General features: G+C 72.9%; 21 protein-coding genes. 14 read left to right on the top strand and 7 right to left on the bottom strand.

Features of this window, described 5'->3' with window-relative positions; all coding sequences use genetic code 11:
• Positions 1-30: 30 nt before the first annotated feature.
• Positions 31-1641: an amino acid adenylation domain-containing protein gene (locus ACLQ22_RS09120; protein ID WP_425691863.1), complete on the top strand. Its 1611-nt coding sequence runs from the start codon at positions 31-33 to the stop codon at positions 1639-1641.
• 106 nt (positions 1642-1747) lie between these two features.
• Here the strand turns inward: ACLQ22_RS09120 and ACLQ22_RS09115 are convergent, their stop codons facing one another.
• Positions 1748-2209 (bottom strand): hypothetical protein, encoded by a 462-nt coding sequence (locus ACLQ22_RS09115; RefSeq protein WP_425691862.1) that lies wholly within the window; start codon positions 2207-2209, stop codon positions 1748-1750.
• A 206-nt stretch (positions 2210-2415) separates the two neighbouring features.
• Here ACLQ22_RS09115 and ACLQ22_RS09110 point away from each other — a divergent pair, with 206 nt between their 5' ends.
• Genes ACLQ22_RS09110 through ACLQ22_RS09100 form a run of 3 tightly spaced genes read left to right on the top strand, consistent with a single transcriptional unit; the run spans position 2416 to position 4639 of the window.
• Positions 2416-3339: an NAD-dependent epimerase/dehydratase family protein gene (locus tag ACLQ22_RS09110; RefSeq protein WP_425691861.1), complete on the top strand. Its 924-nt coding sequence runs from the start codon at positions 2416-2418 to the stop codon at positions 3337-3339.
• On the top strand, positions 3336-3812 hold the full coding sequence (locus ACLQ22_RS09105; protein WP_425691860.1) for a nuclear transport factor 2 family protein: 477 nt from the start codon (positions 3336-3338) through the stop codon (positions 3810-3812). Before ACLQ22_RS09110 ends, ACLQ22_RS09105 begins: the two co-directional genes overlap by 4 nt.
• The gene (locus ACLQ22_RS09100; RefSeq protein WP_425691859.1) at positions 3809-4639 is read left to right on the top strand and encodes an SDR family NAD(P)-dependent oxidoreductase; all 831 of its coding nucleotides are present in this window, start codon (positions 3809-3811) and stop codon (positions 4637-4639) included. The genes ACLQ22_RS09105 and ACLQ22_RS09100 overlap by 4 nt, the downstream gene beginning before the upstream one ends.
• 86 nt (positions 4640-4725) lie before the next feature.
• Here ACLQ22_RS09100 and ACLQ22_RS09095 read toward each other — a convergent pair whose 3' ends face one another.
• The 6 genes from ACLQ22_RS09095 to ACLQ22_RS09070 are packed head-to-tail and all read right to left on the bottom strand — an operon-like array spanning position 4726 to position 9764.
• A complete protein-coding gene (locus ACLQ22_RS09095) occupies positions 4726-5595 on the bottom strand; it encodes a TIGR03619 family F420-dependent LLM class oxidoreductase (protein WP_425691858.1) in 870 nt (289 codons plus the stop codon).
• Between the two features lie 4 nt (positions 5596-5599).
• Positions 5600-6118, bottom strand: coding sequence for a nuclear transport factor 2 family protein (locus ACLQ22_RS09090; protein WP_425691857.1), 519 nt, complete (start codon positions 6116-6118; stop codon positions 5600-5602).
• 52 nt (positions 6119-6170) lie between these two features.
• The gene (locus ACLQ22_RS09085; protein ID WP_425691856.1) at positions 6171-7067 is read right to left on the bottom strand and encodes a TIGR03619 family F420-dependent LLM class oxidoreductase; all 897 of its coding nucleotides are present in this window, start codon (positions 7065-7067) and stop codon (positions 6171-6173) included.
• The gene (locus tag ACLQ22_RS09080) at positions 7064-8212 is read right to left on the bottom strand and encodes a TIGR03617 family F420-dependent LLM class oxidoreductase (protein WP_425691855.1); all 1149 of its coding nucleotides are present in this window, start codon (positions 8210-8212) and stop codon (positions 7064-7066) included. Before ACLQ22_RS09080 ends, ACLQ22_RS09085 begins: the two co-directional genes overlap by 4 nt.
• A complete protein-coding gene (locus ACLQ22_RS09075) occupies positions 8209-9120 on the bottom strand; it encodes an SDR family NAD(P)-dependent oxidoreductase (RefSeq protein WP_425691854.1) in 912 nt (303 codons plus the stop codon). The genes ACLQ22_RS09080 and ACLQ22_RS09075 overlap by 4 nt, the downstream gene beginning before the upstream one ends.
• Positions 9117-9764, bottom strand: coding sequence for a PaaI family thioesterase (locus tag ACLQ22_RS09070; protein ID WP_425691853.1), 648 nt, complete (start codon positions 9762-9764; stop codon positions 9117-9119). The genes ACLQ22_RS09075 and ACLQ22_RS09070 overlap by 4 nt, the downstream gene beginning before the upstream one ends.
• A gap of 504 nt (positions 9765-10268) precedes the next feature.
• On the opposite strand from ACLQ22_RS09070, the gene ACLQ22_RS09065 reads away from it, so the two are divergent.
• The 10 genes from ACLQ22_RS09065 to ACLQ22_RS09020 all read left to right on the top strand — a co-directional run bounded on the left by ACLQ22_RS09065 (position 10269) and on the right by ACLQ22_RS09020 (position 23210).
• Positions 10269-11846 (top strand): ABC transporter substrate-binding protein, encoded by a 1578-nt coding sequence (locus tag ACLQ22_RS09065; RefSeq protein ID WP_425691852.1) that lies wholly within the window; start codon positions 10269-10271, stop codon positions 11844-11846.
• 123 nt (positions 11847-11969) lie between these two features.
• A complete protein-coding gene (locus ACLQ22_RS09060; RefSeq protein WP_425691851.1) occupies positions 11970-13562 on the top strand; it encodes an AMP-binding protein in 1593 nt (530 codons plus the stop codon).
• Positions 13559-14719 (top strand): CaiB/BaiF CoA transferase family protein, encoded by a 1161-nt coding sequence (locus ACLQ22_RS09055; RefSeq protein ID WP_425691850.1) that lies wholly within the window; start codon positions 13559-13561, stop codon positions 14717-14719. Before ACLQ22_RS09060 ends, ACLQ22_RS09055 begins: the two co-directional genes overlap by 4 nt.
• 91 nt (positions 14720-14810) lie before the next feature.
• Positions 14811-16508, top strand: coding sequence for an AMP-binding protein (locus ACLQ22_RS09050; protein WP_425691849.1), 1698 nt, complete (start codon positions 14811-14813; stop codon positions 16506-16508).
• A gap of 57 nt (positions 16509-16565) precedes the next feature.
• Positions 16566-17750 (top strand): acyl-CoA dehydrogenase family protein, encoded by a 1185-nt coding sequence (locus ACLQ22_RS09045; RefSeq protein WP_425691848.1) that lies wholly within the window; start codon positions 16566-16568, stop codon positions 17748-17750.
• Positions 17747-18772 carry a bifunctional MaoC family dehydratase N-terminal/OB-fold nucleic acid binding domain-containing protein gene (locus tag ACLQ22_RS09040; RefSeq protein WP_425691847.1) on the top strand — a complete coding sequence of 342 codons (1026 nt, stop codon included), beginning with the start codon at positions 17747-17749 and terminating at the stop codon, positions 18770-18772. Before ACLQ22_RS09045 ends, ACLQ22_RS09040 begins: the two co-directional genes overlap by 4 nt.
• Positions 18772-19899: an acyl-CoA dehydrogenase family protein gene (locus ACLQ22_RS09035; protein ID WP_425691846.1), complete on the top strand. Its 1128-nt coding sequence runs from the start codon at positions 18772-18774 to the stop codon at positions 19897-19899. Before ACLQ22_RS09040 ends, ACLQ22_RS09035 begins: the two co-directional genes overlap by 1 nt.
• Positions 19896-20321 (top strand): MaoC/PaaZ C-terminal domain-containing protein, encoded by a 426-nt coding sequence (locus ACLQ22_RS09030; protein ID WP_425691845.1) that lies wholly within the window; start codon positions 19896-19898, stop codon positions 20319-20321. The genes ACLQ22_RS09035 and ACLQ22_RS09030 overlap by 4 nt, the downstream gene beginning before the upstream one ends.
• A 1-nt stretch (position 20322) precedes the next feature.
• Positions 20323-21504 (top strand): lipid-transfer protein, encoded by a 1182-nt coding sequence (locus ACLQ22_RS09025; RefSeq protein ID WP_425691844.1) that lies wholly within the window; start codon positions 20323-20325, stop codon positions 21502-21504.
• 131 nt (positions 21505-21635) lie between these two features.
• Positions 21636-23210: an ABC transporter substrate-binding protein gene (locus ACLQ22_RS09020; protein WP_425691843.1), complete on the top strand. Its 1575-nt coding sequence runs from the start codon at positions 21636-21638 to the stop codon at positions 23208-23210.
• Positions 23211-23312: the final 102 nt, after the last annotated feature.

The following is a 23312-nucleotide window of genomic DNA, read 5'->3' as shown; positions in this document are numbered from 1 at the left end:
GCACCCGGGCCGGCGAGGCCCGATCCGGCTGTGCCCGATCCGGCCGCGCAGCAGCGGGCGTGGAACGCCACCGGCCGCGCGTACGCCGCGGACGGCCCGGTGCACCGGCTGTTCGAGGCGCAGGCCCGGCTCCGCCCGGACGCCGTGGCGGTGCGCTGGGCCGGCGGCGCGCTGACCTTCGCCGAGCTGGACCGGCGCGCCAACCGGCTGGCGTGGGCGCTGCGCGACCGCGGGGTCGGGCCCGAGACGCCGGTGGGCATCCGGGTGCCGCGCGGCCCGCTGCTGGCGGTCGCCGTGTACGGGGTGCTGAAGGCGGGCGGCTGCTACGTGCCGGTCGAGCCGACGCTGCCCGCCGAGCGCGCGCACACCCTGCTGGCCGAGGCCGGTGTGGGGCTGCTCGTCGTCGCCGAGGGCGAGGACGGCTGGCCGCTGCCGCCGGGGGTGCGCCCGGTGGGCGCCGACGCCCCGGTCGCGGATCTCCGCGAGGAGCACCCTCCGGAACCCGGCACCGGCGCGGACTCCACCGCCTACGTGGTCTTCACCTCCGGCAGCACCGGCCGGCCCAACGGCGTCGCCGTGGCGCACCGGTCGCTGCACAACCTCCTCGCCTGGTGTCGCCGCACGCACGGCTTCGGCCCGCACGACCTGGGCCTGTCGGTCACCTCGCTCGGCTTCGACCTGTCCGTCTTCGACCTGCTCGGCCTGCCCGCGTACGGGGCGGGCGTCTACATCGCCGACGACGCGCAGCGGCGCGACCCGGAACTGCTGCTCGACGTGCTGCTGCGTGAGCCGGTGACGTACTGGAACTCCGCGCCGACCACGCTGGCCCAACTCGCGCCGCTGCTCGGCGGGCACCGGGGTGCCGCCGGGACCGGCGACCTGCGGCTGGTCTACCTCAGCGGCGACTACACGCCGTTGACGCTGCCCGACGAGGTGCGGTCGGTCTTCACCCGGGCGACGATCGTCAGCCTCGGCGGCGCGACCGAGGCGACCGTCTGGTCGAACTGGTTCGAAGTCGGCGCGGTCGACCCGGCCTGGCGGAGCATCCCGTACGGGCGGCCGATCGACAACGCGCAGTACTGGGTGGTCGACGAGGACCTGCGGCCGTGCCCGGCGGGCGTGCCGGGCGACCTGCTCATCGGCGGCGACGTCCTCGCCCTCGGCTACCACCGTCAGCCGGAGCTGACCCGGCAGCGGTTCGTCCCGGACACACTCGGGCTCGACCCGCGGGGCCGGCTCTACCGCACCGGCGACCGGGCGAGCTTCGGCCCCGACGGGGTGCTGACCTTCCTCGGCCGGGTCGACGGGCAGGTCAAGATCCGCGGTGCCCGGGTGGAGTTGGCCGAGGTCGAGCACCGCCTGCGCGGGCACGCCGGCGTGAAGGACGTGGTGGCGCTGGCCCGGCCGGCCCCCGACGGCGACCGCGCGCTGGTGGTCTACGTCGTGCCGGCACCCGGCTGCCGCCCGACCGTACGGGAGTTGCGCCGGCACGTGGCCGCCGCGCTGCCGGACTACATGGTGCCGGCCGCGGTGGTGTTCGTGGACGGCTTTCCCGCCACCGACAACGGCAAGCTCGACCGCGCGGCGCTGCCGTGGCCGGCGCGCACCGGCAGCACGCACGTGCTCGGGGTGCCGGGGTAGTCGCCGGCCGGCCGCCGGTGGGCGCACCCCGGGGGGAGAGGTGCGCGCACGACCGCGCCCGCGCCGTCGCCCCCCGGATCACGACGGCGCGGGCCCGCTCACCGGGTCAGCATGGGTGGATGTACCAGATCGGGTCCCAGTCGACGGAGACCGGGATGTTGTCCGGGTTGATCTCCTGTTTCGTGAAGCTGTCTCTGTCGCTGAGGTACACGACCGCGTCGTCCGTCTGGTGGTTGACGGCGGCGCCACGGCCCAGGAAGTTCGTGAGGTTCCGATCGTCGCAGTAGTAGAGCTCGAAGAAGGTGTGCTGACCGTCGCCCTCTCCCACGGCGTAGCAGGAGTAGCCCGACCTGCAGCTGCGCAGGTACTGGTTGCGGGCCTCCGTGCTCAGGTTGCGGGTCACGTACTCCCGGAATCCGCTGCCGTTCTTGCCGTCGGAGAAGAACGGGCTGAGACCCGGTCTCACCTCCAGCGTGGTGTCCGCCCGCGCCGGGGACGCGGCGGCGGTGAGCAGCGCGACGACCGCGGCGGCCGTCGCCAGGACCCGGATTCTCCGTAGATCTCGCATGGGTTCCTCCGTCTGTTGCGGACGTTGTGGAACGAGCATGCTCGCCGCGGCACATGGCTGTCCTTACGGGCGGGTGCACACCTGTTGCGTCAGCGCGCACACTCCGGTACCGCTAACCAAGCTATCGCTTGATTGGTAAGCTCGGCAGCCTGCTGGCTCCCGGATCCGCGCGGGGGAGTCGCCTCACTACGCAAGGAGACCTCACGATGAAGGTGCTCGTGGTCGGTGGAACCGGCATGATCGGGGCCCACACTGCCCTCCACCTGCGGGATCGGGGAGACGACGTCACCGTCGCCGCCCGGGGGGCGGTCGATGCGGACTCGCCCGTCGCCGACCTGCCCGTCCTCCGCGGGGACTACACCCGTCAGACCTTCACCCGCAAGGACCTGGCCCCCTTCGACGCGGTCGTCTTCGCCGCGGGGCAGGACGTGCGCCACCTGCCCCGCGACGCGGACGAAACCCAGTTCTGGAAGGAGACCCAGAGCGCGGGGGTGCCGGCCTTCGCGGCGCTCGCCAAGAGCGCGGGTGTCTCCCGCTTCGTCCAGGTCGGCAGCTACTACCACCACCTGCGGCCCGCCCTGGCCGACTCGAACGCCTACGTCGCCGCCCGCCGCGACGCCGACGAGGGAGCCCGGGCGCTGGCTGACGCCTCCTTCACGGTCTGCACCCTCAACCCGCCCTCGATCATCGGTGCCATCCCCGGCATCACGGCCAAGCGCTACCGCCGCATGGTGTCCTGGGCAGCCGGCAACGAGCCGCAGATCCCCGACCACGCACCGGCCGGCGGCACGAACTACATGTCGGCCCGGTCCCTGGCCGAGGCGATCGGCGGCGCGCTCGACCGCGGCACGGCGGGCGCGGCGTACCTCATCGGTGACGCCAACCTCACGTTCGCGCAGTTCTTCCAGCTGCTCGTCGACGCGGCCGGGGGCGACCGCACCATCGCCGAGCTCGACGAGCCGCACCCCTTCATGCCCGACTCGATGATCGTCCAGGGGCGCGGGACCGTCCTTTCCTACGAACCGGATCCGGCCGAGACCGCACTGCTCGGCTACACCCGCGGTGACTGCGAGCGTGCCGCCGCCGAACTCGTCGAGGTCGTGCGCGCGGCGACCGCCCCCGCGTCGTGACCAGCCTCGACGCGGCCGACCTCACCGCGCTGCGCGTACTCTCCGAGACGTATGCGGCGGCCGCCGACGACCGTGACGCAGCCGCGGTCGGCGCGCTCTTCGTTCCGGACGGCGTCCTCGTCGTCCCCGAGCCGCCGGCGCACCTCGGCGCCCGCGTGTCCCACGTCGGCCGTCCCGCTGTCGTGGCCGCGCTCGGGGCCCTCACCGGCACCCTGGCGACGACCCACGTCGTGGCCGGGGCACGCTACCTGCCGACGCCGACCGGGGCCCGTGGCCGGGTCCGCGGCACGGCCCACCACCTGCTGCCCGGTCGCGAAGGGCCCTCGGACCTCGTCTGGTTCCTGCACTACGACGACGAGTACGCGCGCACCGACGACGGATGGGCCCTCACGCGTCGCGCCGTGACCATCAACTGGATCGAGCGCCACCGCGTCTCCGCGATCAGGACCGACGAGGAAGAGAGCGGCAGATGAGCGCCACCCGCAGGCTCGAGGACCAGATCGCGGTCGTCACCGGCGGCGCCCTCGGGATCGGCGGCGGCATCTCCCGCCGTCTCGCCGCCGCCGGTGCCCACGTCGTCCTCGTCGACATCGACGGGCAGGCCGCCGTCGACACCGCCGCCGACATCCGTGGCGCCGGCGGCGAGGTCGAGGTCGTCCTCGCCGACGTACGCACCCCTGACGGTGTCGCCGCCGCTGTCGCCGCCGCGTCGGCCCTCGACTCCGGGCGGGTCGACGTGCTCGTCAACAACGTCGGCGACTTCCGCCCGGCCTCCAGGACCTTCCTGCACTCGACCCCGCAGCAGTGGCAGGCGCTCTACGAGGTCAACCTGTGGCACGTGCTCGCGATGACCCACGCGCTGCTGCCCGGCATGGTCGAGCGAGGCCGTGGCGCCATCGTCAACAACTCGACCGTCGAGGCCTTCCGGGGCATCCCGGCGTGCGCCCCGTACTCCGCCTACAACGCCGGGGTCAGCGCCTTCACCAGGAGCCTCTCCGTCGAGGTCGCCGGCCACGGGGTACGGGTCAACGCGATCGCGCCCGACCTCGCGGACACGCCCCAGACGCCGGCCGCGGCGATGCTGCGCGGACGTGACCCGGAACTCATCCGCACGTGGATCCCCGTCGGGCGCTTCGGCCAGCCCGACGACTACGCCGCCGTCGTCGAGTTCCTCGCCAGTGACGACGCCCGCTTCGTCACCGGGCACACGATCCCCGTCGACGGAGGGACCCTGGCCGCCTCGGGCTGGTACGCGCGGGTCGACCGCAAGGGCTGGTCGAACATGCCCAACGAGGCCTGACCGTCGAGCCGGCCAGGTAGGCGTTCACGAACACCAGCGTGTGTGCGCCGGGACCCACGCAGGGGTCCCGGCGCACCCGGCCGTGCTCAGTCGCGGCGGTCGAGGCCGAAGAGCTCGGCTGCCGCCGCGAGCTGGTCGAGGTACTCGGCCAGCTCGCGGTGCCGTACGACGAGGTTGACCACGGTGCCCCCCGCTTCGCCGATCCGGCCGACGAGGTCGAGCGCGGCCTCCGGGTCGCCCGTCGGGTCGAGGCGAGCCGGCGGCGTGATGACGACATCGAACCCCTCCGGAAGGTCGTGCTCGGCGAGCATCCGCGGCAGGGTCTCCAGGTCCGGACCGCGATACGTCACCGGGGCCGGTGCCCACCCGTCGCCCAGGGTGACCGCGCGCCGGAGGGCACGCCTGCTGTGACCACCGACCCAGATGGGGACCTTCTCCTGGACCGCGTGCGGGCTGACGACCTGCTCGGTGAAGTGGTAGTACTCCCCGTGGTAGGTCGCGAGCCGCACCGACAGCGACGCCCGCAGGGCCCGCAGGGCGTCGTCCGCCCGTGGTCCGCGGTCGGCGAACGGGCGCCCGAGCAGCGCGAACTCCTCCTCGAGGTTGCCGACGCCCACCCCGAGGACGACCCGCCCCCCGCTGAGGTGGTCGAGGGTGCCGTACCGCTTGGCCAGCTCCAGCGGGTGGTGCAGCCCGAGCACGAGCACGTACGGCAGGAAGCGGATCCGCTCCGTGATCGCCGCGAGGTGGGAGAACGTCGCGACCGGGTCGTAGAAGCGTTCACCCCGGGCCAACCCCGCTGAGACGCTGACGTGCTCCGGGCAGGTGAAGAACTCGTACCCGAGCCGGTCGGCGGTCGTGAAGACCTCCCGCAGCTCGGCGACCCCGGCCTCGGCCTCCCACGCGGGCCGGGGCCCGGAGTCGGCCAGGACCGGGGCGCTGAGGCCGATGCGCACGGGCTCAGGCCTCGGAGTCGACGGCGCGGGCGAGAATGTCGCGGCCCTCGTCGGTGCCGTCGAGCTGGCGGTTCCAGCGGTGGGTCACCTTCCAGCCCTCGTCGGTGCGAATGAACTCCCACCGGTTGGAGCCGGTGCGCCAGATCCGGTAGCCGTTCTCGTCGGGAGCGTGGAGCACGAGCTGCGAGTAGTTCGTCACCACGGCCCGGTCGCCGTCGACGACGATGTGCGGCAGGCCCATGAGGTGGGCGGCGCCGGAGTGGATCAGCGCCTGGTGCCGCTCACCGGTCACCATGGCGCGCAGCGCGTCCCGGCCGTTGAGCACGACGGGGTAGGTGTCGTACACGCCCTCCTCGGTCCACATCCGGGCGGTGACCTCGGCTGAGCCGCTGTCCACGGCGGGGCCGTAGCCGGCGACGACCTGCCACAGGGCGAGCTGGTCCTCGGCGGCGGCGAGGCGCCGTTCGGCCTGCTCGAGGCGCGCCTCGAGCAGGGCGAGCCGGTCGGGCTGCGAGTCGGTCATGGTGGGTTCCTCTCGAGCGGGCTTCTCGCGGGCCGATCCGGCCGGTGGCCGGTCAGGTCGTGGGCGCGGTCGTCTCGAAGCGTTCCGGGGTGAGCTCACGCAGCGCGGCCATCTGCGCGAGGTGGTGGGCCGCCGAGGTGGCCACGAGGCTCGCGTTGACCGCGGTCGCCCCGACGGCATCGGCCGTGCGCAGGTGCGCGCGGGAGCGGTCCGGGTCCCCGAGTGGGTCCAGCGGCGGGATCTGCAACACGAGGTCGAAGTCGTCCGGGCGCTCCACGGAGGTCCACAGGCGGGTCAGTTCCTGCGGCCCGAGGCCGAACGGCGCCCACCCGGTGCCGTGCGCCACGGCGCGGCGCAGCGAGCGGCGGGTGCGTCCACCGAACCACAGCGGCACCGTCGTGCGCGGCGCGTGCGGTTCGACGACGAAGTCGGTGAACGTGAACCGGGGCCCCTCGTGGTGCGGCACGGCCCTGCCCCATGCGGCGCGCAGGGCCGCGATCGCCTCGTCCGCGACCGCGCCGCGCTCGGCGAACTCGGCGCCGAGCAGGTCGAACTCCTCTTCGAGGCTGCCGACCCCGATGCCGAGGATGACGCGCCCGCCGCTGAGCAGGTCGAGGGTGCCGTAGGTCTTGGCGAGGGCCAACGGGTGGTGGTAGCCGATGACGACGACGTTCGTCGCGAGCCGGACGCGGCGCGTCGCCGAGGCGAGGAACGACAGCGTGGCCACGGGGTCGAAGTACGTCGCGCCCCGCTCGGCGGCGATCGGGGCGGGCACCGCGACGTGCTCGCTGCACGTCAGGTGGTGGTAGCCCAGGTCGTCGGCGGCGCGGGCGATGGCCAGCAGCGCGCCGCCGACGTCGGGGCCGGCCAGGACGTCCCGCTCCCAGGCGGCCGCGGTGCGCGGGTGCTGGACGACGACCGGGGTGAGCAGCCCGATTCGTGCGGTCATGACGGGGTCTCCGATCCGGCGCCGCCGCGCGTCGCGCCGGCGGCCCCGTCGCTGGGGTTGCCGGTCGCGGGCGGACCGCAGGCCGCGGTACTCGTGGGGATGTGCCGGAGGCGTACGAGCAGCGCTTCGAACTCCTCGTCGTCGGCCGGGTCGAGCGGCAGCCCGAGCCCGAGCCCGTCGGCGAGCCCGCCGTAGGCCTGCTCGAGCACGTCCGGCAGCTCGGCATAGGTGCCGTGCGGGATGAGCGTGGCCAGGGTCTCGTCGTCGAGGATGTCGGCGAGTCCCGCCCAGCGCCCGGAGGCGGCCATCTCGGCGAGCCGTTCGCCGACCCGGCCCAGGCCGAGCCGGTCCAGGGTGGTGCGGTAGGCCGGGGTGGAGAAGAGGAACGCCAGCTCCTGGCGGGCGGAGTCGCGGCTCGCGGCGAGTGCGGCCCGCGTCGGACCGGTGATCGACTTGGACACGACGACGACCCGCGGGATCCCGGCGCGTCCGGCCCGGTCGGCCCCGGCGCGGAGTGCGGGGAGCACGACCGTGCGCAAATGGCTCGGGTGCGAGTTCGTCGCGTGGGTGACGAAGCCGTCGGCGAGTTCGCCGGCCACCTCGCAGACGCGCCGGTTGACCCCGCCGGTGTAGAGCGCCGGAGCCGCGGTCGACAGCGGGCCGGGGTTGAAGTAGGGCTGGAGCCGGGTGAAGCGGTAGTGGCTGCCCTCGTGCGCCAGGGGCCCGCCCGTGGTGAACGCGGCGAAGATCGCCCGGATCGAGGCAAGGTAGTCGCGCAGGTTCTCGGCCGGCCGGTCCCACGGCACCGAGAAGCGGCCGACGATGTTGCCGCGTACCTGGGTGGCCAGACCGAGCTGGAAGCGACCCTCGGAGAACCGTGCGAGGTCCCACGCGGCGTACGCGGTCACCATCGGGCTGCGGGGGAAGGCCAGCGTCATGCTGGTACGCACGGTGATCCGGCTGGTGTGCTCGGCCGCGAGCAGGGCGACCGCCAGCGAGTCGTGCGTCGTCTCGGGGACGTGCACGGTGTCGAAGCCGAGCCGCTCGATGCGCGCCACGACCGCGGGCACCTCGCGCAGCGCCGTCGTCGCCGGCAGCGTCGTGGCCAGCTCCATCCGGGTGGCGTACGCCTGTGCCGCCGTCACGGGATGCGGCCCGCCAGGGCGGCGTCGACGACCTCGTCGCCACTGACGATCCGGGCGAGCTTCTCCAGCCGGGGCGCGCGGCGCAGGTGCGCCCCGCCCTCGACCGGCAGGCACGCGCCGGTGACCCACGAGGACTCGGGACCGCACAGGAAGCGGACCGCGGCGGCGACGTCCTCGGCGCGTCCGACCCGTGACAGGGGCTTCTCGGCGACGGTCGCGGCGGCCAGCTCGGGGTCGGCCAGCAGCAGGCCCGGGTTCTTCCCGTCGGTGGCCACGATGCCGGGGCGCACGACGTTGACCCGCACCGCGAGGTGGCCGAGCTCGTCGGCGGCGACCCGCACGAGCGCTTCGAGCGCGGCCTTGCTCACCGAGTACGACGGCATGAACGGGAAGGAGTGCCCGCCCGCGCTCGAGGAGGTGCACACGATCGAGCCCCCACCGCGCGCGGCCAGGGCCTGTCCGCCGTACCGGATCGCGTGCAGCGCCGTCGTGACGTTGCGCCGGAAGTCGTGCTCCAGGGTCTCGGCGTCGAGGGCGAGCACGGGACGGAAGGTGCCGCCGCCGACCGTCGTGACGACGGCCACCAACGGGGTCTCGTCGGCGACGCGCACCGCCGCGGCGACGTCCTGCTCGAGAGCGGAGTCGCCGACGCTGACCCGCACCGGCAGCGCCCCGGGGGCGGCTGCGGCGATCGTCGCGGCCGCCGCCCGCAGCGTCGCCCCGGTGCGTCCCATGATCGTCACGGCGGCCCCGTCGGCGGCCAGCGCGGCGGCGATGGCGCGGCCGAAGCCGCCGCCCCCGCCGATGACGAGCGCACCGCGGCCGGCGAGCGGACCGGGTGCGGCGCTGGTCGGGTGCTGCCCCCTGTCGGGTCGTGTCCGTGGCGGGTGGTCGGGATTCGTGCTCATCCCTGCTCCCTCGAGTCCCGTCGGAACTTCTCCCGCGTCGACGGGTCGTCCATGAGCACGAAGGTGCCCGTGGCGGTGACGCACGTCAGGTCCCCGACGCGCAGCTCGCCGGAGCTGCGCACCTTGCGCCCGTCGCGCCCGTCGTGCCGGGCCAGGATCGTGATCGTCGAGCCGATCGGAATGGCCGCGCGGAAGGAGATGTCGAGCCCGACGGTCACCGCGGCATACCCGGCGCGGGCGTTGGCGATGCCGAGGGCGTGGTCCATGAGCATCGCCGAGGTGCCGCCGTGCACGTGCCCCGGGGGTCCCTGGAAGGCCAGCCCCAGGGTGACCTCGCCGCGCAGTGAGCCGTCAGGCTCGACCCAGAGACTCACCGGCGGCGACAGCGGGTTCTCGGTGCCGCCGGCGGGGTCGAAACGGCCCGGGCCGGGCTGGCGCCACATCGTCGCGATCCGCTCGGGAAGGTCCGGGGCGTGGGCGTCGATCCGGGCGGTGAGCACGTCGAGGTCGGCCACGATCCGGTCGGCGTCAGCGTCGATGGCCGCGCCCGCGCGGGTGATCGCGTCGACGAGCCGCCGGGTGGCTGAGGCGACGGCGTCGATGCCCGTGTCGCGGGGCTGTGCCGTGGCGAGGGTGGCTTCCACCGGGCGGACTCCTCTGGCCGATCAGGGCAACCAAGCGCTTGCTTGATCGCACCTTAGCGACCCGGCGGCGCGCTGGCAACGGTTGCTCCCCGGCGCCGTCCCCGTGGGTGCGGTGGTGTCCGCCCGCAGGTTGGAGGTGGCGTCCGCCCCATCGGTTGGAGGTGGCGTCCGCCCGTGGGTCGGCGGTGACATCCGCCCGGGGGTCGCGGTGGCATTCCCCGCGGGGCGCAGCGGCGTTCGCCCATTGACGCGCCCGCGCCCTGCCCTTACCGTCCCAAGCGAGCGCTTGGTTGGTGTTGCGGGGCGCCGTACGCCGACAGCCTCGGGAACGCCGTGCGCCGATCAGCTCCAGGCGCGCACCACGCCGCCGACGCCCTCCACCACCCACCGTGACCGCCGCGCCCTCACGGCCACTGCCGAACGACCCGCCGGCACCCCAGCCGCCCCAGGCACCCGGATCCCGGATCCGCTCCCGGCTCGGACCGCGGTCAGAAAAGGAGCACCGTGTCTCGCCTCCCGTACCGACGACGCCTCGCCGTCGCCGTCAGCCTGCTTGCCACCCTCGCCGTCGGAGCCTGCTCCGGCACCCCGACGAGCGACCCCGGCGCCACCGGCGCCGGCACGGGGGAGATCGACCCCGACGCCGTCCTGCGGGTCACGGCCTCGTCCCCTTTCCAGAACCTCGACCCGGCCCAGCCGGCCCCCGGCGGTTACCCCTACCTCACGCTGATCTACGACCGGCTCACCATGGTCGACTCCAGGGACGAGATCGTCCCCGGCCTGGCGCTCTCGTGGGCCTACGCCAAGGACGGCTCCTACCTCGAACTCGCCCTGCGCGACGACGTCACCTTCCACGACGGGACGCCCTTCGACGCCACCGCCGTCAAGGTCAACATCGAGCGCGGCCAGACGCTGCCGACGAGCACCATCAAGCAGGACCTCGCCGCCATCACCGGCGTCACCGTCGTGAACGCGCACACCGTGCGCCTCAACCTCACGCCGGGCACCGGCGCGGTGCTCCCCTCGGCCCTGGCCACCGCCGCCGGCATGATGGTCTCGCCCAAGGCGATCGCCGACGGCGTCGACCTCAAGCGCGCCCCCGGCAACGCCGGCTCGGGCCCGTACGTCGCCACCGAGTTCGTGCCCAACGAGAAGTACGTCGTCAAGCGCGCCGAAGGCACCTACTGGGACCCGAACGCCGGGCGCCTCGCCGGGATGGAGATCACCCGCGTCCCCGAGGGCGCCACCCGCCTCAACGGCGTCATCAGCGGTCAGACCGACCTCAGCTTCGTCTCCTCGGCCAACGAGGTCGTCCAGGCCCGCCAGCTCGGCGAGGCCGGCCAGCTCAAGGTCACCACCCGCCCGTTCCGCAACGTCCTCGGCATCCTGCTGCGCGCCGACATGGGCGACCTCAAGGACAAGCGGGTCCGTGAGGCCATCGCGCGTTCGGTCGATCCGGCCGCCATCCGTGCCCTCTTCGCCGACACCTGCACGCCCACCCGCAGCATCTACCCGGGCAGCCCTTGGGCGGACCCGGCGGCGACCTACCCGTACGAGTTCGATCTGGCCAGGGCCAAGGCGCTGATCGCCGAGGTCGGCGGGGCCAAGGTGTCGATCAGCTTCTCCGCCGGCACCAACACCGAGCAGCCCGCCACCGCCATCCAGGCCGCCATGTCCCAGGCCGGCATCGACGCGAAGCTCAACCCGACGCCGAACTCCGAGACCGAGGCCCGCTTCATCGCCGGCGACTTCGAGCTCGAGGTGTCCAACACCTTCAACCCACGCCTCGACCCGGCGGGCACGGTGGACAACTACTTCACCGGCACCTACAAGCTCGCCGCCGACCCCGGGGCGATCGCCCCGATCGCGGCGCGGGCCGCCGATCCCCGCTCCAGCGTCGGGGAGCGCGCCAAGCAGTACCACCAGCTGTGGGAGCGGCTGTTCACCGAGGCGTGGTTCATCCCGATCTGCAACCTCACCAGCGCCACCGTCGCCTCCCCGAAGGTCGTCGGCGCCGAGCAGCTGCCGTGGACCAACCTCGGCCTGTTCGATCTGCGCACCGTCGCGATGACGAAGGGCTGAGCGCCAGGTCCCCACCCGTCGGCCGACCGGTCGCCCACCCCGACCGGCAGGCCCGAAGAAAGGCAGCCAGAGCCAGTGACCCGTCCCACCGCAGCCACCCCCCTCCTGCCCACCCTGTCCCGCGTGCTCGACGAGCAGCCGGACCTCGCCCTCACCCTCGCCGGCACCCCGTTCACCGTGGCTGAGCTCGATGCCGCGTCGCGTCGCCTCGCCGGGTTCCTCGCCGACCGCGTCGCTCCCGGCGACCGCGTCGTCATCCTCGCCCGCAACGGCCGCCTGGCCCTGATCGCCTGGTGGGCGACGACGCTCTGCGGCGGTTTCGTCGTTCCGCTCAACACGAGCAACCGCGGCCCCGTACTGGCCCACCAGGTGCTCGACGCCGACCCGGTCGCGATGATCGTCGAGGACGAGTTCGTGTCCGTCCTGGACGACGCCCTCGTCGGCACGGGGCTACGGGCGCCGGTCCTCGTCGGCGCTCCCGTGGGCGGCCGGCCCGCCACGGGCCCGGTGCCCGCCTGGGCCACCGAGGTCGTCGACTTCGACGCCGCCGTCGCCGGGGGCTCGGTGGTGACGACCACCCCGGACCTCGACGCGTACGCCACCAGCCACCTCATCTACACGGCCGGCACGACCGGCCCGTCCAAGGCGTGCATGGTCAGCCACGGCTACGTGGCGAACATGGCCCGTCAGATGCACGAGAACCTCGAGCGCCGCTCCGGTGACGTCCTGTGGTCGGCGATGCCGCTGTTCCACATGGCCGCCGTCGGGCACGTCATGGGCTCGCTCCAGCTCGGCTCGGCCATGGACGTCGCACGGCGCTTCTCGGTCAGTGGCTTCTGGGACGAGATCCTGCGCTCCCGCGCGACGATGGCCGCGCTCATGGGCTCGATGCTGCCGATGATCGTCGGCGCCCCCGACTCCGAGGCCGCCCGCAAGGCCTTCGGCCAGCTGCGCGTCGTGTCCGGCTCGCCGGTCACCGCCGACCTCGCTGCCCGCTGGACCGAGCGGTTCGGCGTCGAACGGGTCGGCTCGGGCGCCTACGGCCTGACCGAGGCCAGCCTGATCACGCTCACCCCGCCGGGGGGTTACCGCGCCGGGGCCGCCGGCAAGATCAACGAATCCTTCGAGGTACGCATCGTCGACGAGCACGACAACCCGCTGCCCGTCGGCGCGGTCGGCGAGATCGTCGCCCGCCCCACCCGCCCGGCGATCATGTTCAACGGCTACTGGCGCCAGCCGGAGAAGACCCTGGAGGTCTTCCGGGGCCTGTGGTTCCACTGCGGTGACTACGGCCGTCTCGACGAGGACGGCTACCTCTACTTCGTCGACCGCGGCAAGGACTACCTCCGCCGTGGCGGCGAGAACATCTCCAGCTTCGAGATCGAGGGCATCGTCGCGGCCCACCCGGCCGTCGGCGAGGTCGCCGTCCACGCGGTCCCCTCCCCGCTGGCCGAGGACGACCTCAAGGTGACCGTCGTGCCCGCGCCCGGCGCGCGGATCGACCCCGCGGAGCTCTTCGAGTGGTTGCACCCGCGGATTCCGCGGTACGCCGTCCCCTCCCACATCGAGGTCCGCGCCGAGCTGCCCAAGAACGCCGTCGGGCGGATCCTCAAGCGGGTCCTGCGCGAGGAGGGCGTGACCCCGCAGACGTGGAGCACGGACCCCCGCGCCGTGACAAGCACCCCGGTCCCGGCCCGCGCCGGGGAGCAGGCGTGAGCGACGCCCCCGGCCCGGTCGCCGGCCAGCGCTCCGAGGGGCCGCTGGCCGGCCTGCGCATCCTCGAACTCGGTGGGCAGGGGCCGGTGCCGTTCGCGACGATGATGCTCGCCGACCTCGGTGCCCAGGTCGTGCGGGTCGACCCGCCCGGCGAGCCCGACCGACGGGAACGCGCGCAGGTCAACGCGATCGACCGCGGCCGTACGACCGTCACGCTCGACCTGAAGTCGGAGGCCGACCGGCCGCTCGTGCACCGGCTGCTCGCCGACGCGGACGTGCTGCTCGACCCGTTCCGTCCGGGGGTGCTCGAACGTCTCGGCCTGGACCCGGCCGAACTCACCGAGCGGTACCCGCGCCTCGTCGTGGCGCGGATGACCGGCTGGGGCCAGGACGGTCCCCTCGCCACCGCCGCCGGGCACGATCTCAACTACATCGCCGTCTCCGGGGTGCTCGACACGATCGGCCTGCCCGGGCACGGCCCCGTCGTGCCGCCGATGTACCTGGCCGACTTCGCCGGCGGCGGCATGGTGCTGGCCTTCGGCGTCCTGGCCGCCCTGCACGAGCGCGTCTCCTCCGGGCGTGGGCAGGTCGTGGACTCCTCGATGCTCGAGGGCAGCGGGCTGCTCACCGTCGTCATCCACTCGATGCTCGCGCGGGGCGCCTGGAACCTCACCCGCGGGACGAACTACCTCGACGGCGGGGCGCACTTCTACCGGGTGTACCGCACCGCCGACGACAGGTTCATGTCCGTCGCGGCCATCGAGGCGAAGTTCTACCGCACGTTCCTGCTCACCCTCGGCATCGAGCCGGAGGACGGGCCGGGGCAGTTCGACGAGTCGGGGTGGGCCGGCTGGGCCGAGCGGATCGCCCCGGTCTTCGCCGGACGCACCCGGCAGGAGTGGACGAGCGTCTTCGAGAGCGTCGACGCGTGCGTGCATCCGGTGCTGGACGTCGCCGAGTCGGCCGGGCACCCGCAGGTGCGTGCCCGCCGCGCCGTCGTCGAGGTCGAGGGGGTCGCCCAGCCGGCCCCGGTGCCCCGCTTCTCGCGGACGCCCGCCGCGACCCCGCGGGCCCCGCGGCGCCGTGGTGAGGACACCGACCGGGTGCGCTCGGCGCTCGCCGGGCGCAACCCGTGGGAAGCCTTGTCAAGGCCTTGACCTGCATCACACCCCACCCTACGATCTCGACCAAGCGCTTGCTTGTTATCGCTGATCCGGATTCGACGACGAACGAGACGGAGCGACGTCAATGACGACTCAGACTTCGGTAGCCCGAACCTCGGGACCCGCCGTCTTCGGCGACGTCGTACGCGGGCGCACGGGTGACGATCATCCGGGCCTCCTCTTCGAGGGCCGCACCATCTCGTGGGGCCAGGTCGTGCAGGAAGCCGCCGACCGGGCCGCCGCCCTGGCCGACGTGCCCCGGCCCGAGGGCAGGCCGCTGCACCTGGGGGTGCTCCTGGAGAACACCCCCGACCACGTGTACTGGATCTGCGCGGCCGCGCTGTCCGGCGCCACCGTCGTCGGGATCAACCCGACCCGGCGCGGCGCCGAGCTGGCCCACGATGTGCGGCACACCGACTGCGACCTGCTCATCACCGAGGACCGCCTCGCCGGCCTCGTCGACGGGCTCGACCTGGGCATCCCCGCCGGGCAGGTGCGCAACATCGACTCCCCGGAGTACGCCGCCTGGCTGGCCCGGCACGCCGGCGCGCCGGTGCCCACCGACGAGGTCGACCCCGGCGCCAACCTGCTGCTCCTGTTCTCCTCGGGCTCGACCGGGGCCCCCAAGGCGGTCATCTGCTCGCACGGGCGTCTCGCCGCGGTCTCCGAGGCGCTGCTGGCCCGCACCGAGCTGACCCGCGACTCGGTCAGCTACCTGTCGATGCCGCTGTTCCACGGCAACGCCGTGATGCTCAACCTCGGGCCCGCCATGGTCTGCGGCGCGACGATCTGCATGGTCCGCAGGTTCTCCGCGTCCGGCTTCGTGCGCGACGTGCACGAGCACGGCGTCACCTACTTCAACTACGTCGGCCGGGCCCTCGCCTACGTGCTGGCCCAGCCGGTCGACCCGCGCGACGCGACGAGCACGCTGCGTCGCGCCGTCGGCACCGAGGCCTCGGCCGCCGACATCGCCCGCTTCACCCAGCGCTTCGGCGCCGTCATCTCCGAGGGCTACGGCTCCAGCGAGGGCGTCATGCGGATCAACCGCACCCCCGAGACGCCCGACGAGGCGCTCGGCGTGGCCGTCGCCGGCGCCGAGATCAAGGTCATGAACGAGGCCACCGGGCTGGAGTGCCCGCCGGCCAGGCTCGACGGGACCGGACGGCTCGTCAACGCCGAGGAGGCCATCGGCCAGCTCGTCGGAGTCGGCATGGCTGCCCGGTTCGAGGGCTACTACAAGAACCCCGAGGCCGCCGCCGAGCGGGTCCGCGGCGAGGACTTCTGGTCCGGGGACCTGGCCTACCGCGACGCCGACGGCTACTTCTACTTCGCCGGCCGCTCCTCGGACTGGATCCGCGTCGACAGCGAGAACTTCGCCGCCGGACCCGCCGAACGGATCATCGAGCGCTGGGACCGGGTGGCGGTCGCCCCCGTCTTCGCCGTGCCCGACCCGCGCACCGGCGACCAGGTCATGTGCGCGCTCCAACTGCGTGGCGGCGCCAGCTTCGACCCCGAGGCGTTCACCGCCTTCCTCGACGAGCAGGCCGACCTCGGCACCAAGTGGCGGCCCCGCTTCGTGCGGATCGTCACCGAGGTCCCCACCACGGGCAACAGCAAGGTCGCCAAGCAGGTCCTGCGCCGTGCCGCCTGGGTCACGACCGACCCCGTCTACGTCCGGGACGGCGCGTCCACCGCGTACCGCCCGCTCACGGCGGCGGACGTCCAGGAACTCGAGAAACAGTTCGCCGACAACGGGCGCACCGCGCTCCTGCCGGCCGCCTGACCCGCCGGCCCGCCCGGCACACCGACGGGTGCCCCACGCCCCGAGAAGAGGACATCCATGTACCTGGAGTACACCCCGGAGCATCGAGAGCTGAGCCGGGAGCTGCGCGCCTACTTCGCGCGCCTGCTCACGCCCGAGGTCCGCGAGGCGCTCGGCGGCACCAACGAGGACCGCCCGGCCTACCGCGAAATCATCCGTCAGATCGGCAAGGACGGCCTGCTCGGGCTCGGTTGGCCCAAGGAGTTCGGCGGCCAGGGCCGCTCGGCGATCGACCAGTACATCCTCTTCGACGAGATCAACCGCGCCCAGGCGCCGTTCCCGTTCGTCACCATCAACAACATCGGCCCGATGCTCATGCGCTACGGCACCGAGGAGCAGAAGCGCACCTACCTGCCGGGCATGCTCACCGGCGACGTCATCTTCGCCATCGGCTACAGCGAGCCGGGCTCCGGCACCGACCTCGCCTCGCTGAAAGCCAAGGCCGAGGCCACGCCCGAGGGCGGCTGGGTCGTCAACGGCCAGAAGGTCTTCACCAGCGGCGTCAGCCAGGCCGACTTCGTCTGGATGGCCGTGCGCACCGACCCCACCGCCCCGAAGCACAAGGGCATCACCATCCTCATCGTGCCGACGTCGGACCCCGGCTTCAGCTGCACGCCGATCGCCACCAGCGGCATCACCCACACCAACGCCTCCTACTACGAGGACGTGCGCGTCGGCCCCGAGGCCCTCGTTGGCGAGGTCAACGGCGGCTGGCGCCTCATCACCGGCCAGCTCGGTCACGAGCGGGTGGGCCTGGCCGCCATGGGTGGGCGCACCGAGCAACTGTGGACCGACGTCGCCGCGTGGGCCGCCGAGCCCGACGCCGACGGGATCCGCGTACTCGACAAGCCGTGGGTGCGCACGGAGCTGGCCCGCGACTACGCCGAGCTGACCGCGATGCGCCTGCTCAACTGGAAGATCGCCGTCGTTGCGGAGGGCCAGAACCCGGCCCCCGCCGCCGCGTCGGTCGCCAAGGTCTACGGCACGGAGACCCACGACCGGGTCTGCCGCAACCTCGTCTCCGTCGTCGGGCCCCGCGCGACCCGGCGACCCGGCGCCCCGGACGCCGTCCTCGGCGGACAGCTCGAGGCCTACACCCGCGGCTCCTACATCAACACCTTCGGCGGCGGCACCAACGAGGTGCTGCGCGACATGATCGCGGTCGCCGGCCTCGGCATGCCGAGGAAGGGGCGGTCCGCATGAGCACCACGACGCGGACCCCGGCCCCCGGGACCACCGACGAGGATGCCTTCCTCGCCCGCCTGCGCGAGTTCGTCGGCCTCGAGGCCACGCCCACCCGCTACGCGCAGGACGCCGTCAACCAGGCGATGATCCGCCACTTCGTCGAGGCGATGGGCGACGAGAACCCCGTCTACGTCGACGAGCAGGCCGCCCGTGCCACCGGCCGCGAGGGTGTCGTCGCCCCGCCGCCGATGCTGTCCACCTGGCTCATGGCCGGCTACAAGGCCCACCGGGCCGCCGCCGCGGGCGCCGCGCCGGACACCCCCATGGCCCGGCTGCTCGCGATCCTCGCCGAGGCCGGCTTCGTCGGGGTCGTCGCGACCAACGACGAGCACGAGTACGTGCGCGAGCTGCGCCTGGGCGACGAGATCAAGATGACGACGGTCATCGAGGACGTCTCCCCGCGCAAGACCACGGGCCTGGGCACCGGCCACTTCATCACGACGCTGCGCACCTACACCGACCAGGACGACGAGGTCGTGGCTCGCCAGCGCTTCCGCATCCTGCGCTTCGACCCGTCCGGCGCCAAGCCCGCCGCTCCGGCCGCCACCGACCCGGCGCTGCGGCACAAGCCGTTCATCCTGCGCGACAACGCCTTCTGGTTCGAGGCCGCCGCACAGCGTCGCCTCGTCATCCAGGCCTGCACCGACTGCGGCACGCTGCGCCACCCGCCCGGCCCGACCTGCCCTTCCTGCCACTCGTACGCGTGGCACGAGGTCGAGGCGAGCGGACGGGGCACGGTGCACAGCTACGTCGTCAGCCACCACCCGAAGGCTCCCGGGTACGACTACCCGCTCACCGTCGTGCTCGTCGACCTCGAGGAGGGCACGCGCCTCGTCGCCGACTTCGTCGGGGCCGCCGACGAGGTCGAGATCGGCATGCCAGTGCGGGTCGACTGGCTCGACTACGACGAGAACCTCACCCTGCCGCGTTTCCGGGCCGCGACCTCCGCATCGGAGCCCGCCGAAGAGGAGGAGAACTGATGGACTTCCAGCTCGCCGAGGACCAGGTCACGGTCAACGACCTGGCGCGCGACGTCTTCTCGCGCAACGGCGACCCGCAGCGCCTCTTCGACATCGAGGCCGGGCAGGACCGCTTCGACCGCGTCCTGCACCGCGACCTGGCCGAGTCCGGCGTCCTCGGGCTGCTCGTGCCCGAGGAACACGGCGGCGCCGGGCTGGGCCTGTGGGAGGTCGCCGGGGTCTTCGTCGAGCAGGGCCGCACGCTGGGCACCGTACCGCTGTGGGAGACCCTCGTCGGCGGCGTCCTGCCGCTGGTGCGCTACGGCGACGCCAAGCAGCAGGCCGAGTGGCTGCCCCGCGTCGCCGCCGGGGACACGGTCCTCACCGTGGCCGTCGACGACCTGGCCGACGCCCGGCCGTACGGCGCCCGCGTCCGCGCGCGGTCCGGCACCGGGCCCGGCGGTGGGGGGATCACCCTGAGCGGCACCGCCGTCGGCGTCCGCTCGGCGCACCTCGCCGACGCGATCGTCGTCCCGGCCACCGACGAGGAGGGCACCGTCGGGCTCTACCTCGTGCCGACCGCCGGCGCGGGGGTGCGCCGCGACACCTTCGAGCGCACCGACCGGGGGCTCGCCTCCGACGTGCACCTCGACGGCGCCGCCGCGGAGCTGCTCGCCGAGGGCCCGGGGGAGGACCGGATCGACTGGCTGCTGCGCCAGGTCTGGATCGCCGTGGCCGCCCTCCAGAGCGGCATCAGCCAGGCCGCCGTGCGACAGGCCGCCGACTACACCTCCGGGCGCGAGCAGTTCGGTGTGCCGATCGCGACCTTCCAGGCCGTCGCCCACCAGATCGCCAACTGCCACATCGACACCGAGGCGATGGAGGTCACCTACCTCAACGCGCTCTGGCGCGAGACGACCGCCCGGCCAGCCCGCGCGGCCGTACACGTCGCGAAGTACTGGGCTGCCGAGGCGGGCGACCGCGTCGCGCGCACCGTGCAGCACGTGCACGGCGGCATCGGTGCCGACGTCACCTACCCGATCCACCGCTACATGCTCTGGACCACCCAGCTGGCCAACACCGCCGGCTCGGGAGCCTGGCACCTGCAGCAGCTCGCGGACCTCGTCGACGCGGGGGAGCAGCTGTGAGCGGCACGCAGATCACCATCGAGCAGGTGAGCGTCGGCGACACGCTGCCGGAGCTCGAGATCCCGCTGACCCGGACCCTCATCGTCGCCGGCGCCCTCGCGACCCGCGACTACGAGGACGTGCACCACGACCCGGCCCAGGCCGAGCGTCGCGGCACCCCCGACACCTACATGAGCATCAACAACACCAACGGGCTCGTCGGCCGCTACGTCACCGACTGGGCCGGCCCCGCCGCGCGCATGGTGCGCCTGAGCACCCGCCTCGGGGTGCCGAACTTCCCGGGTGACGCGATGCGGCTGACCGGAGAGGTCGTCGGCGTCGAGGAGGACACCGTGCGCGTCGCGGTGCGTGGCACGAACAGCAAGGGCGCGCACGCCGTCTCCGAGGTGACCGTGCGCCTGCCCCGCGGAACGGAGCAGTGACGTGACGTCCAACTTCCTGTCGGGGCGCACCGCGATCGTCGGCATCGGCGCGACGGAGTTCTCCAAGGACTCCGGCCGCAGCGAGCTGCAGTTGGCCGGCGAGGCCGTCTCGGCCGCCCTGGCTGACGCGGGCCTGAGCCCCGCCGACGTCGACGGCATGACGACCTTCACCATGGAGACCAACCCGGAGAACATGGTCGCCCGCAGCCTGGGCATCCCCGAACTGAAGTTCTTCTCCCGGATCCCCTACGGCGGTGGCGGCGCCTGCGCCCCCGTCCAGCAGGCCGCCATGGCCGTCGCGAGCGGCGTCGCCGACGTCGTCGTGGCCTACCGCGCCTTCAACGAGCGCTCCGGCGTCCGCTTCGGGCTGGGGCCGCCGCCGGCGAAGACCCAGGCCACCTCGGACAACGAGTACCGCTCCTGGGTCAACCCGTACGGCCTGCTCACCCCGGCCCAGCACACCGCGATGTTCGCCCGTCGCTACATGCACGAGTACGGCGCGACCAGCGAGGACTACGGCCGCGTCGCCGTGCTCGCCCGCAAGCACGCCGCGAACAACCCCAGGGCGTGGTTCCACGGCAAGCCGCTCACCCTCGAGGAGCACCAGGCCTCCCGCTGGATCGCCGAGCCACTGCACCTGTTCGACTGCTGCCAGGAGACCGACGGCGGCCAGGCGATGGTCGTCGTCAGCGCCGAGCGCGCCAAGGACCTGCCCGCCACCCCGGCCTACATCGTCGGGGCGGCCCAGGGCCTGGGACCGGACCAGTACCAGATGGTCAGCTACTACCGCGAGGACCTGACCCGGATCCCCGAGGTCGAGCTCTGCGCGCGGCAGCTGTGGGCCCAGTCGGGCCTCGGACCCGCCGACATGGACGCGGCGATCCTCTACGACCACTTCACCCCGTACGTGCTCAACCAGCTCGAGGAGTACGGCTTCTGCGGTCGCGGTGAGGCCAAGGACTTCATCGCCGACGGCAACCTCGAGGTCACCGGCTCGCTGCCGACCAACACCCACGGTGGCCAGATCGGTGAGGCCTACCTGCACGGCACGAACGGCGTCGCGGAGGGCGTCCGCCTCGTCCGAGGGACCTCGACCAACCAGCCCGACGGCGTACGCAACGTCCTCGTGACGGCGGGCGTCGGGGTCCCGACCAGCGCACTGATCCTCTCCGCGGAGGGCTGACCCGCCGCCACACACCCTGAAGGCCATCGCATCGACCCACCAATCCCACCGATCCCGCCGGGCAGCCGTCGGGGGACAACACCACCTCTCGATCGGCCGGAGCGATTCGGCTCGTGTTTGGAAGGATGAGAATGGGCGTCAAGAACAGGGCCAGGCGACGCCTGGTCGCGCTGATCGCCGTCGGGGCCCTCGCCGTGGCCGGCTGCAGCTCACCGGAGAGCTCCGGCACCAACGGCGCTGGCCAGGGCGAGATCGACACCACGGCCGTGCTCAAGTTCGCGTCGGCGGGTCCGCTGCGCGACCTCGACCCGGCCGTCCAGACGAGCTACGGCGCCTGGGGCTACCTGTTCCTCGTCTGGGACCGGCTGACCATGCTCGACAAGGACGACAAGATCGTCCCGGGCCTGGCCAAGGAGTGGAACTTCGTCGAGGACGGCAGCGTCCTCGAGCTCAAGCTGCGTGACGACGTGAAGTTCCACGACGGCACGCCGTTCGACGCCGAGGCCGTCAAGGTCAACATCGAGCGCGGCAAGACCCTCGCGGCCTCGACCCTCAAGAGCGAACTCGCCGACATCGAGTCGGTCGAGGTCGTCGACAAGACGACCGTGCGCCTCAAGCTGGTCAAGGGCAAGGGCGTCCAGCTCCCCGCGTCCTTCACCGGCACGGCCGGCATGATGGTCAGCCCGAAGGCCATCGCCGACGGCGTCGACATCAAGAACAAGCCCGGCACCGCCGGCTCCGGCCCGTACATCGCCACCGAGCTCGTGCCCCAGGAGAAGCTCGTCCTCAAGCGGGCCGACAGCTACTGGGACCCGAACGTCGGACGCCTCGGCGGCATCGAGCTGCAGCGCGTGCCCGACGCCGCGGCCCGCCTCAACGGCCTGCAGAGCGGCCAGGTCGACCTGGCCCCGCTCAGCTCGGCCGGTGAGATCGCCACGGTCGAGAAGATCGTCACCCCGGGCAGCGGCCTGCAGCAGCACCAGGTCAAGTTCAAGAACCTCGTCGGCGTCTACATGCGTGCCACGAAGGGCGACGTCGCCAAGCCCGAGGTCCGCCAGGCGATCGCCCACGCGGTCGACCCGGCGGCGATCAGCGCGCTCTTCAGCGGCTACTGCACGCCGACGCGCCAGCTCGTCGGCGAGACGGACCCGAGCCGCATCCCGAACTACACCTACCCGTACGAGTTCAGCGTCGACAAGGCCAAGGCCCTGGTGCAGCAGGCCGGCGGCGCCAAGGTGTCCATCACCTTCGCCGCGGGCACGAACGCCGAGCAGCCCGCGAACGTGGTGCAGGCGTCGCTGAAGGCCATCGGCATCGACGCGACGCTCAACCCCGTGCCCAACACCGAGAACGAGCCGCGCTTCATCGCCGGTGACTTCGAGCTGATGGTCGCCACGTCGTGGAGCCCGAAGGCCGACCCGGCGGCGACGGTGAACACCTACCTGCTGAACACCTACAAGCTCGCCGCGGACCCCTCGCTCGTGGCGGCCAAGGCAGCCGAGGCCGGCAACCCCGCGTTGTCGATGGACAAGCGCGCCCCGCTGTACCACGACATCTGGAAGACGACCCTCGAGCAGGCCTGGTACGTGCCGCTGTGCAACCAGACCAACGCGACCGTCGCGAAGGCGAACGTCGTCGGCTTCGACAACATCCCGATGTCGAACATCGGCATCTGGGACCTGCGCAACATCGCGGTCAAGAAGTGACCGTCCGTTCCTGACCACCCGGTGGTGTCGCCGCCGGACCCACCCGCTGCGGCGGGGCCGGCGGCGACACCTCACCGGCCCCGCCCGGCACCGAACCGTGCG

The sequence above is a fragment of the Micromonospora sp. DT178 genome (assembly GCF_049841695.1).
GTDB lineage: Bacteria > Actinomycetota > Actinomycetes > Mycobacteriales > Micromonosporaceae > Micromonospora.
This window is presented reverse-complemented; position numbering and strand designations above follow the sequence as displayed.